Genomic DNA, 9,193 nt, shown 5'->3' with positions numbered 1-9,193 from the left:
GGCGTTAGTCAATGAACTGGGCATCGAATTCGCATCGCTCATTATCCGCCCTACACCTCCAAGTACAATCCCATTGAGCATCGTTTGTTTAGAATTAAAGGTTATTTAATCCACGATCCTAACGCAAAAACTCCGTCTAGCGATCGCAAAAACTCCGTCTAGTGATCATAGTATTCACCCATACCTCCTAACTTTCCTGTAATCTTGTTGCTAGTAATTATTAATTAATGCTATGGGCATAGGGTATTAGGTATCAGGTAATAGTTAAGTCAGAGGATTTATCAATACTTACTTCCTAATCCCCAGTTCCCAGTCCCCAATCCCCAATGATGTGGTGTGTAGAGTGATGTTAAATCAATTGCAAAAACTAGCTTGGATGTCAGGTTTGGCTTTAGTCTGCGTAAATTTACCCGTATTAGCTGAAGATAGCCAAAAACCAATCTCTAAAATTTCTCAATTAAGTGATATCGAAAAACCTGCTACCAATATTCAGCAATGGCTCGCTCAATCCCTCATTCAAATTACAGGTGTCAAATCCCAAACAACGGACACAGGGATAGAGGTAATTTTAGAAACCAATCAATCAGATAAACTGCAACTTACAAATAAGAGTGAGGGGAATAGCTATATTATTGACATTCCCAATACTCAATTACGCTTACCTAGTGGTGATACATTCCGTCAACAAAAACCAACTGCGGGAATTAGTGAAGTTACAGTTACCAATCTAAATACAAATACTATTCGTATCACGGTAATAGGTGAAACAGGTGCGCCACAAGTCGAATTATTTGATGATGATGCGGGGTTGGTTTTTGGGGTTGTACCAAGTGTGAAAAATACTCCAACACCACCAACAGAACCAGAACAACCAGAACCACAACCTAGCAGTGAAACCCAGTCAGAACAACCAGAACCACAACCCAGCAGTGAAATCCAGCCTGAAGAACCATCTGCACAGAATGAAACACCGATTGAACTGGTGGTCACGGGTGAGCAAAGTGGTTATCGGGTAGAAGCAGCAGCAAGCGCAACTAAGACAGATACACCTATCCGTGATATTCCTCAATCAATTCAGGTAATTCCCAGACAGGTTTTAGAAGATCAAAAAGTTATTCGACTTACCGATGCAATTCGCAACGTCAGTGGTGTTGTAGAAGGTGATACTTTTGCAGGGACAGTTGACAGTTTTAATATTAGAGGTTTTGATTTCAATTCTACTTTTCGAGATGGTTTTAGAGAAACTGGCTCTGTATTACGAGAACTTTCTAATATTGAGCAAATAGAAGTTCTCAAAGGTCCAGCTTCTGTATTATATGGAAATGCTGAACCGGGAGGAATTGTTAATTTAGTCACGAAAAAACCTCTGACTACACCCTATTATGCGGCTGATTTCTCTGTAGGCAGTTTTAGTTATTTTCGTCCCACCATTGATTTATCTGGTCCTCTCAACCCAGACAAAACATTACTTTATAGATTGAATGTTGCTTACGAAAATTCTGGTAGTTTTCGAGATTTTGTCAATAGTGAGCGATTCTTTTTTGGACCCACATTTGAATTAAAAATTAGCGATCGCACTAATCTATTGTTTGATATCAGTTATGTCAACGACGAGCGCACATTTGATCAGGGTATCGTTGCTTTTGGACGAGGAATTGCTGATGTTCCCACTAGCAGATTTGTGGGTGAACCAGGAGATAAACGTACAGTAGAAGAAGTCAATATTGGTTATCGCCTAGAGCATCGTTTTAATGATAAATTAACCCTTCGCAATTCCTTTAGATACAATTCAAATGATACCTTTGATTACCGCGCCCAGCCCTTGGAAGTAGACGAAGCAACTGGTGAATTATCACGCAACTTCCGTTCCAATGATGATTACTCAGATACATACTCTCTACAAACAGATATTGTTAGTAAGTTGACGACAGGTTCAATCGAACACACACTCTTATTTGGACTGGATCTCGCTCGACAAAATAGCGATGGTTCACAAAGGCGACTACCTGGAGGACTAACTCCATCTATAAACATTTTTAACCCAGTTTATAATGTTAGTCCCAGACCTGCACTTTCTGAACTTACAAATGCAGTTCGAGATGGTAAGTCCACAGTAGACACAATTGGTATTTATTTACAAGACCAAATAGCATTTTCAGACAAGGTAAAATTGCTGTTAGGCGGTCGTTTTGACATTGTTGATCAAGATCAGTTTGATAGGCTTTCAGATACTCGTACTGTCCAATATGATGAAGCCTTCACACCCAGAATAGGAATTGTGTATCAGCCAATTAAACCGATTTCACTATATGCAAGTTATAGCCGTTCCTTTGCACCAAATTTTGCCCAGCGTGCTGACGGCACATTTTTAGAACCTGAACGGGGAACTCAATATGAAGTTGGCGTTAAAGCCGATTTTAATGACAAAATTTCAGCTACTTTAGCAGCTTATGAAATTACTAAAACCAATATTGCTACACCAGATCCAAATGACCCTGATGGCTTTAGCATTCCCGTTGGAGAACAAAGAAGCCGGGGTATTGAACTAGATATTACCGGTGAAATTTTGCCTGGATGGAATATCATTGCTGCTTATGGTTACACAGATGCCCAAGTTACTAAAAGCAATGATTTAATAGTTGGTTCTAAAATACCCAAAGTACCTGAACACAAAGTTAGTTTGTGGACTACTTATCAATTTCTTCAGGGAAATTTGCAAGGCTTGGGCTTTGGTTTGGGATTGTTTTATCTTGCAGAAAGACCAGGTGGTGATCTCCCCACCCCTGATTTTGACAATGGTTTCACTATACCTAGCTATCTCAGAACTGATGCGGCAATTTATTACAAACGAGATAATTGGAAGGCTGCTATCAATATCGAAAATTTGTTTGGTGTCAGGTATATTGAATCATTTAACTTTGGCAGAAACACTGTTATTCCCGGCGCACCATTGACAGTAATAGGGTCAATTTCGTTTGAGTTTTAACTAAGGTAGAAACAGGAGAACTTATTAAAGAAGTAAATAGATGGTGGACATTTGGCTTTTTTGGAGTGAATAAGCTACTTGATGATTTATTTAAATATCTGGTTTAGCCAGTGAATCTTTAACATTGATTGGTTCGTTGGCAGTTGAATTTTGATGAAAATCAGGTTTGAGGTATGAGATTCCATCATGAATGACAGTGATATCAAAATTAAAAGTTTTACTCGCTGGTGGCAATTTGTGTTCACAATATTGTGTACTCTAATCGTAACTGTAGCTTGTCATCATGGTGATTATATACCTGTTGATCACCAAATTACAAATACAGCTTGTCGTCAGGTAGAACACGCTGCGGGAATTACTTGTATTCCAGAAAAATTTGAGCGACTTGTGACTCTAGATGATGCTGAAAATGCGATCGCACTAGGTATTAAACCTATTGGTGCTGTGATCTCGGATTTTTCATCACATTGGCAAGATAAGCTAACAGGAGTAAAAAACATCGGGACAATCGGTGAACCTAGCTTAGAAAGTATTCTCACACTCAAACCAGATTTGATTGTGGGTGCTGAATATCAACAAAATATTTATCCTATTACTTCAAAAATTGCTCCCACAGTTTTGTTGAAATTTGGACACAGTGGACAATGGAAAGAAGTATTTACCAATATTAGTGTAGTATTAGGCAAGAAAGAAGTTGGACAACAAGTAATGGCAGATTATTACCGTCGTCTTGCAGAATTTAAGCAGAAAATGGGTAATAATTTGTCAAAAATAAAAGTTTCTGTAGTGCGAGTTTATCCTAATAACATTAACCTTTATCTACTTGATTCTTTCTGCGGAACAGTTTTACAAGATGCCGGATTATCTCGTCCAGAATCTCAAAATTTCACAGCATCAGCAGCTAAGAAGTTATTTAATAATCCGATTCAAATGTCAATGGGGAATGAATTAGTCGAACAAGCTGATGGTGATGTGATATTTATTTGGACGGCTGAGAATGATGCTAAAGGTAATCAAACAGCACAATATAAATTAGAGCAACTTAAATTAAGTCCACTGTGGAGAAATTTAAAAGCTGTAAAAGAAAATAAAGTTTATTTCGTTCCAAGTTACTGGATTGGAAGTGGTATGTTAGCTGCAAATGCAATTATTGATGATTTATTTAAGTATCTAATTAACATACCTTGAATTATTTGGAGAAACAGATGGCGATTGGAAATCGCGGCTACACAGGCAAAACCCACACTATGGCTAACGCCACGCTACGCTATCGGCAAGCTCAGTGACCGCCTGCGTGGGTTTAAAGTCCGCGTTCACATAGCACCCTCTTACACCATGAAAATCGGACTACAGCAATACTGGAACTTACTTGTAGAATATCTCAACCCCCAAAAAGGCAGGGTTTTCAAATTTGCGATCGCACTCCTGGCCAGCATCGGACTACAATTAGTCAACCCCCAAATTCTGCGTTATTTCATTGATACAGCCGTAGCTGGTGGTTCAGGACAAAACTTACTCATATCCGCCTTACTATTTCTAAGTGTGGCTTTAGTCACTCAATTAATCACAATTGCTGCCACCTACTACGGTGAAAATGTCGCCTGGAGAGCCACCAACGCCTTACGTGCTGACTTAGTTGAACATTGTTTACAACTAGATTTATCCTTTCATAAATTCACTACACCCGGTGAATTACTAGAGAGAGTAGACGGTGATGTTCACACTCTTTCGCAATTTTTCTCCAAATTCACCATTGACATCTTAGGTAATTTACTACTGATGTCTGGTGTTATTGTAGTGCTATTTGCCGAAGATTGGCGGGCTGGGATGGCGATCGCATTTTTTAGCCTCACAGCATTAGGAACACTAATCCGTCTGCGTTCCATAGCCGTTCCCTATTGGCGAACTTATCGCCAAATTAGTGCCGATTTTTTCGGTTTCGTGGGTGAACAACTCGCCGGCATGGAAGACATCCGCGCCAATGGTGCTAAAAGCTATGTCATGCAACGCTTCCACAAAGTTCTGCAAAGCTGGCTACCCATTTATCACAAAGCCCGCCTTGCCAGTACAATTCTTTGGGGTACAACCAACGGGATCTTTACATTAGGAACAGCGATCGCTTTAAGCGTCGGTGCTTACCTTTGGAATCAAAATATTATTACCATCGGCACAGTATATTTACTATATTACTACACCAACTTACTCAGCGAACCCATCGAACAAATTCGCAACCAATTTGAAGAACTCCAACAAGCAGAAGCCAGTATTTACCGCATTCAAGACTTACTACAAGTTAAATCCCAACTCAGTCCAGGAGGCGAACAACGACTGCCTCAAGGCGCACTTTCCGTAACCTTTGATCACCTTTGGTTTAGCTACAATGACCAGAAAACAGGAGAAGGGGATTTGGTACTGCAAGACATATCCTTTAATTTACCTGCTGGACAACTATTAGGTTTATTAGGGCGGACAGGTAGCGGTAAATCCTCCCTAGCGCGGTTATTACTGAGATTATATGACCCCAAATCAGGCTCAATTCACTTAGGAGGCGTACCAATTAACCAAACTTGTTTAACAGATTTACCCCAAAAAATCGGCTTAGTCACCCAGGATGTACAACTATTTCAAACAACAGTAAGAAATAATCTCACCTTTTTTAACCAGGAAATTAGCGACGAACGCATCTATGAAACCTTAGAAATATTGGGATTATCACAATGGTTGCATTCATTACCCCAAGGCTTAGATACAAACTTGGGTCCAGATAGTAGCGGCTTATCAGCAGGACAAGCGCAGTTACTAGCCTTTACGCGCGTATTTCTCAAAGATCCAGGTTTAGTGATATTAGATGAAGCCTCCTCACGCCTTGACCCCATTACCGAAAAACTGATAGAAACAGCCGTTGATAAATTATTAACTGGACGTACAGGCATAATTATTGCCCATCGTTTAGCCACTCTACAAAAAGCAAATCAAATCTTAATTTTAGAACAAGGTCGAATTAGTGAATATGGTCAACGCGAAGAATTAATTAAAAATCCTCATTCACGTTTTACCCAATTATTAAACACTGGTTTAACTGATTTATAGCCTTTCCTACTCTACAGAAAAACCAAATTATCTGCGTTTATCTGCGTCCATCATTTTCTATCTGCGGTTAATTCTTTCTTACTGAAATTCTACAAATTACAAACTAGATCATGGTGACAATAAAAAAGCGTAACCATTGGAAATTAATATGGCAACTAATTTGCTACAAACCAAAACTATATATCCTTGATAGCATCTACTGGATTTTAATTACAGGTTTACCAGCCCTACCAGGATTAATCATCCGGGAATTTTTCAACAGTTTAACAAACAAGGCAAAATTAGGATTATCACCTCTAGCTTTAATTGCACTATTACTAGCCCTAAATTTAGGACATATTGTAATTATATTTGCGGGGAGAGTTACCAAAACCCAGCATCGGTTTTTAATGCGATCATTACTGCAACATAATTTATTAGACCAACTTTTTCAAAATCCCACAGCACAGCCTATCGTTGTTAATCAAAACTCAGAAAAGCCTGTATCTCAAGGTGAAATTATTAGCTATTTTCGTGATGATACCGAACAAATAGAAGACAACATAGCATGGATATCAGAACTCTCAGGAGAAGGAATATTTGGTATTTTTTGTTTAGTAACTTTATTAAGTATCAACGTACAGATGACGTTGTTTGTATTTCTGCCATTAGTAGGAATGATTGCCATAATTCAACAAGCAGAAACTCGAATTAAAAAGTATAGAAAAGCCAGCCGTCAAGCAACGGAAAAAGTTACAGGAATTTTAGGAGAAATATTTGGTTCAGTCCAAGCAATTAAAGTAGCTGGTGTAGAAAAAAATGTATTGGATTATTTTCGCACTTTAAATGACCAACGCCGCCAAACAATGATTAAGGATAGTTTGTTTAACGCTATTCTCAAATCTTCTTTTCAAAACATGGTGAATCTAGGAACAGGAATAATTTTACTCCTCGCTTCTCAATTAATGCAGAGTGGGGTTAATCAGTTAACAGTAGGTGACTTTGCTTTATTTGTTTATAATCTCTCATTTGTAACTGGCTTTTTTACTTCTGTTGGTGGTTTTATGGCGTTGTCCAAGCAAACAGAAGTTTCTTTTGAACGGATGGCTAGTTTACTATCTGGTGCATCGGCTGATACATTGGTAGCACCCAATCAACTTTATCTAAATGATTTGAATGGTTCTCAAAAAGATTTACCAAAAATAGAACAACCTTTGCGGAATCAAAAAGATCATCTTCAATCTTTGAAAGTTTCTCATCTCACTTATATTTATCCTGGTACTAACAAAGGAATTACAGATATTAGCTTTGAAATTCAACGCGGTAGTTTGGCTGTAATTACTGGTCAAATTGGTTCTGGTAAAAGTACATTACTGCGGCTGTTATTAGGATTATTACCTAAGCAAAGTGGGGAAATTTACTGGAATGGAAATATTGTGGAAAACCCCGCTACTTTCTTTGTTCCCCCACGCAGTGCTTATACTCCGCAAATTCCCCAACTTTTTAGTTATTCCTTGCGCGAAAATATTTTGTTAGGGTTATCTAAAGATGATCAAGATATCGCCGCAGCTTTAAATATGGCTGTATTTGAGCAAGATTTAGCAACTATGAATGGAAGTCTAGAAACTTTAGTTGGTTCTAAAGGTGTGCGGCTTTCTGGTGGACAAATACAACGAGTAGCAGCAGCGCGGATGTTTATCCGTCAACCCGAATTAATGGTGTTTGATGACCTTTCTAGCGCCTTGGATGTGGAGACAGAATTGGCTTTATGGTCGCAGATATTTGTTAATACAGAACAGAGAGAAAATGCTTGGAGACCAACCTGTCTTGTAGTTTCTCATCGTCCTTCTGTATTCCGTTGCGCTGACCAGATTATTGTCATGAAAGCAGGTAGAGTGGAAGCGCAAGGGAAGTTTGATGATATTTTCCAGTAGGAGTCAATATTTAATAGTAACGGGTATCTCATAGGTTTTTAAACTTGAGACCAATTTGATAATTGTCTGGTTGATAAAAGATGGTGGCATAACTCCCATTTCTCGCTCGACTTTTGGAATTGGAGACACCACAAATTTTTACTGAGTGGGAATCTCTGGTTATTAAATATCAAGTGATGGGAAAACAGGTGCATGATGCACGTTTAGCTGCGGCTATGGTAGCTCATAATATTACACATTTATTGACATTTAATGTTGATGATTTTAAACGGTTTTCGGATATTGTAGTGGTTGATCCACGTAGTGTTGTTTAGAGGTTGTTTGAAAAGTTTTAGGTTGTGATTTTAGGCACTTACAGATCCCCCCTAACCCCCCTTAGCAAGGGGGGAACTAGAGTCAAAGTCCCCCTTTTTAAGGGGGATTTAGGGGGATCTAAAAATATTTGATACATCATGATGGACTTTTCAAACACCCTCTTAATGATAGAGATCGCACTCTCCCAACCTCCCAAACAGCGATTCCTAGGTCGCGCTTCGCTATCGCACTCTTCAACCCCCCAAAAGCGATTCCTAGGTCGCGCTTCGCTATCGCACTCCCTCAACTCCCCAAAAGCGATTATTCATCTTTATTAAACTGGTACATCTGACTGCCTCTGCGGTAAAATATCCCTAGTTCAAGGAATTGACTATGAAAATAAAAGCAATTATTTGGGAAGAAGACGGTGTATGGTGTGGTTCTGTACCAGCTTTACCTGGATGTCATACCTGGGGTGAAAGTTATGAACATTTATTAGAAATGTTGAAAGATGCTGTTCAATGTTGGTTAGAAGTTGCTAGTCAGCAAGAAGAAATTGAGCCAGAAAAACAGTTAATTGAATTATCTTTATGAAATCGGTTTCTGGTAAGTCTCTGTGTAAGATTGTTGAACGCTATGGGTGGAATTTGAAAAGAATTACTGGTAGTCATCATATCTATGTTAAGGAAGGTATGAGCGTGATTCTTTCTATCCCTGTTCATGGTAATCGTGATTTACCTACTGGTACACTCAGAAGTATTTTGAAAGATGCTGGTTTGACTGAGGAAGATTTAGATTAATTTCATTGTTTCCATACGTTTCCTCAAGTATCGCTCTTTCGCAATTGCAAACATCGCTTTTTTACCTGACGGAAAGAAATTTGGCTCTTGCGCCTCTTTTATGGAGAAAA

General features: G+C 38.8%; 8 protein-coding genes. All 8 read left to right on the top strand.

Annotation, left to right across the window (positions count from 1 at the left end; translation table 11 throughout):
* Positions 1–27 precede the first annotated feature (27 nt).
* The 8 genes from FJR05_RS27890 (at position 28) to FJR05_RS06840 (ending at position 9,083) form a co-directional block, all read left to right on the top strand.
* The gene (locus FJR05_RS27890) at positions 28–162 is read left to right on the top strand and encodes a hypothetical protein (RefSeq protein WP_371416852.1); all 135 of its coding nucleotides are present in this window, start codon (positions 28–30) and stop codon (positions 160–162) included.
* 184 nt (positions 163–346) lie between these two features.
* A complete protein-coding gene (locus FJR05_RS06870; protein WP_168643427.1) occupies positions 347–2,986 on the top strand; it encodes a TonB-dependent siderophore receptor in 2,640 nt (879 codons plus the stop codon).
* Between the two features lie 186 nt (positions 2,987–3,172).
* Complete coding sequence (locus FJR05_RS06865) at positions 3,173–4,174, top strand: iron-siderophore ABC transporter substrate-binding protein (protein ID WP_168643425.1); 1,002 nt, start codon at positions 3,173–3,175, stop codon at positions 4,172–4,174.
* A gap of 147 nt (positions 4,175–4,321) precedes the next feature.
* Complete coding sequence (locus FJR05_RS06860; protein ID WP_168643426.1) at positions 4,322–6,076, top strand: ABC transporter ATP-binding protein; 1,755 nt, start codon at positions 4,322–4,324, stop codon at positions 6,074–6,076.
* A 110-nt stretch (positions 6,077–6,186) separates the two neighbouring features.
* Positions 6,187–7,989, top strand: coding sequence for an ABC transporter ATP-binding protein (locus tag FJR05_RS06855; RefSeq protein WP_168643424.1), 1,803 nt, complete (start codon positions 6,187–6,189; stop codon positions 7,987–7,989).
* Positions 7,990–8,102: 113 nt separating this feature from the next.
* Positions 8,103–8,303, top strand: coding sequence for a hypothetical protein (locus tag FJR05_RS06850; protein ID WP_217385540.1), 201 nt, complete (start codon positions 8,103–8,105; stop codon positions 8,301–8,303).
* Positions 8,304–8,676: 373 nt separating this feature from the next.
* Positions 8,677–8,877, top strand: coding sequence for a type II toxin-antitoxin system HicB family antitoxin (locus FJR05_RS06845; RefSeq protein WP_168643423.1), 201 nt, complete (start codon positions 8,677–8,679; stop codon positions 8,875–8,877).
* A complete protein-coding gene (locus tag FJR05_RS06840) occupies positions 8,874–9,083 on the top strand; it encodes a type II toxin-antitoxin system HicA family toxin (protein ID WP_168536217.1) in 210 nt (69 codons plus the stop codon). Before FJR05_RS06845 ends, FJR05_RS06840 begins: the two co-directional genes overlap by 4 nt.
* Positions 9,084–9,193 lie beyond the last annotated feature (110 nt).

The sequence above is a fragment of the Dolichospermum sp. UHCC 0259 genome, from assembly GCF_009711935.1.
Taxonomy (GTDB): Bacteria; Cyanobacteriota; Cyanobacteriia; order Cyanobacteriales; family Nostocaceae; genus Dolichospermum.
The sequence above is the reverse complement of the archived record's forward strand: the minus strand, read 5'-3'. Positions and strand labels throughout refer to the sequence as shown.